The sequence below is a fragment of the Amycolatopsis sp. NPDC059027 genome, assembly GCF_042739735.1.
Taxonomy (GTDB): Bacteria; Actinomycetota; Actinomycetes; order Mycobacteriales; family Pseudonocardiaceae; genus Amycolatopsis.
The window spans coordinates 1-1,753 of sequence record NZ_JBHYIK010000169.1 but is presented as its reverse complement, the minus strand read 5'-3'; the positions used below and the strand labels follow the sequence as shown (position 1 = coordinate 1,753).

2 protein-coding genes are annotated in these 1,753 nt (G+C 37.7%); one reads left to right on the top strand and one right to left on the bottom strand.

What is annotated here, in order from left to right:
• The first annotated feature begins 60 nt into the window (after positions 1–60).
• Positions 61–1,086 (top strand): protein rep, encoded by a 1,026-nt coding sequence (locus ACFWY9_RS44905; RefSeq protein WP_378341774.1) that lies wholly within the window; start codon positions 61–63, stop codon positions 1,084–1,086.
• Positions 1,087–1,119: 33 nt separating this feature from the next.
• On the opposite strand, the gene tenpIN is transcribed toward ACFWY9_RS44905, so the two are convergent.
• Positions 1,120–1,623 carry a type III toxin-antitoxin system TenpIN family toxin gene (tenpIN, locus tag ACFWY9_RS44900; protein WP_378341773.1) on the bottom strand — a complete coding sequence of 168 codons (504 nt, stop codon included), beginning with the start codon at positions 1,621–1,623 and terminating at the stop codon, positions 1,120–1,122.
• Positions 1,624–1,753 lie beyond the last annotated feature (130 nt).

Below are 1,753 nucleotides of genomic sequence, written 5' to 3'. Positions count from 1 at the left end.
TTATTAAGGTGTCGAATCAAAATAATAGAATGCTAGAGAACTAGCTCAGAAGGAGTTTTTTTGTTGATTTATTCATCTGAAAACGATTATAGCATCCTCGAAGACAAAACCGCAACAGGTAAAAAGCGGGATTGGAAGGGGAAAAAGAGACGTACGAACCTCATGGCGGAGCATTACGAAGCGTTAGAGAGTAAGATTGGGGCACCTTACTATGGCAAAAAGGCTGAAAAGCTAATTGGTTGTGCAGAGTATCTTTCGTTTAAGAGAGACCCGGAGACGGGCAAGTTAAAAATGTATCAATCCCATTTTTTTAAAGTGTGGTTATGCCCGATGTGTGCGTGGCGCAGGTCGTTAAAAATTGCTTATCACAATAAGTTGATCGTAGAGGAAGCCAATCGGCAGTATGGCTGCGGATGGATTTTTCTCACGCTGACGGTTCGGAATGTAAAGGGAGAACGGCTGAAGCCACAAATTTCTGAGATGATGGAAGGCTTTAGGAAACTGTTCCAGTACAAAAAAGTAAAGACCTCGGTTCTTGGGTTTTTCAGAGCTTTAGAGATTACCAAAAATCATGAAGAAGATACATACCATCCGCATTTTCATGTGTTGATACCAGTAAGGAAAAATTATTTTGGGAAAAATTATATTAAGCAGGCGGAGTGGACGAGCCTTTGGAAAAAGGCGATGAAATTGGATTACACTCCAATTGTCGATATTCGTCGAGTGAAAGGTAAAGCCAAGATTGACGCTGAACAGATTGAAAACGAAGTGCGGGAAGCGATGATGGAGCAAAAAGCTGTTCTCGAAATCTCTAAATATCCGGTTAAGGATACGGATGTTGTGCGCGGCAATAAGGTGACAGAAGACAATCTGAACACGGTGCTTTACTTGGATGATGCGCTGGCTGCCCGTAGATTGATCGGGTACGGCGGCATTTTAAAAGAGATACATAAAGAGTTGAACCTTGGTGATGCGGAGGATGGCGATCTGGTCAAGATTGAGGAAGAAGATGATGAGGTTGCAAATGGAGCGTTTGAGGTAATGGCTTACTGGCATCCGGGAATTAAAAATTACATAATCAAATAAAAAAGAGCAGATCTTAAAGGTCTGCTTTTCTATTTAGGAGGTTTGTTGTTCAGAATAGTTCGAAACACATTCTAATTCTGTGTGATAATTTTGCAATGTTGAAAATTGGTACTTTCTTAAAATATTTTCATCCCCTGTATTATAGGCTTGGACATAACGATTCACATATTTTTCAAAAGACTGGATTATACGGTTTTCTGAATTTACAATTTTTAAAAATTCATCTTGTGGAATTTTGAATGATCTATGTGAGACAAAACGAGGATCTGTAATTATTATTGCTTTTGTATAGTCTAATCCTTTTCTGTATTTCTTTTTGTGTTGCGTGTAAATCTTTGTAGGAAAGTTTTCTTTATGTTTCATTTTGGAGCGTAAAGGGATAGCGAATTGGTATCCTTTTATTTCAATCATTAAAACACCATAACCTCGCCCTTTGTCTTCAAGATTGCCATTTGAATTTTTATCTGCTATCTCTGTTAAATGGCTATGTTCGTCATAAAAGTCTTGTGTTAATTGATGCAATTTTATCTTCGCCATTGTTTTCCCCTTAAGTGATTTAAAAAATAAAAAAGACCTAGTAAAAATACTAGGTCTTTTTGAAATATCTTACAACATATTTTTTATCATTCGATGGGATTTCTTTTTTTAACGTGGGGCACTCCCTACC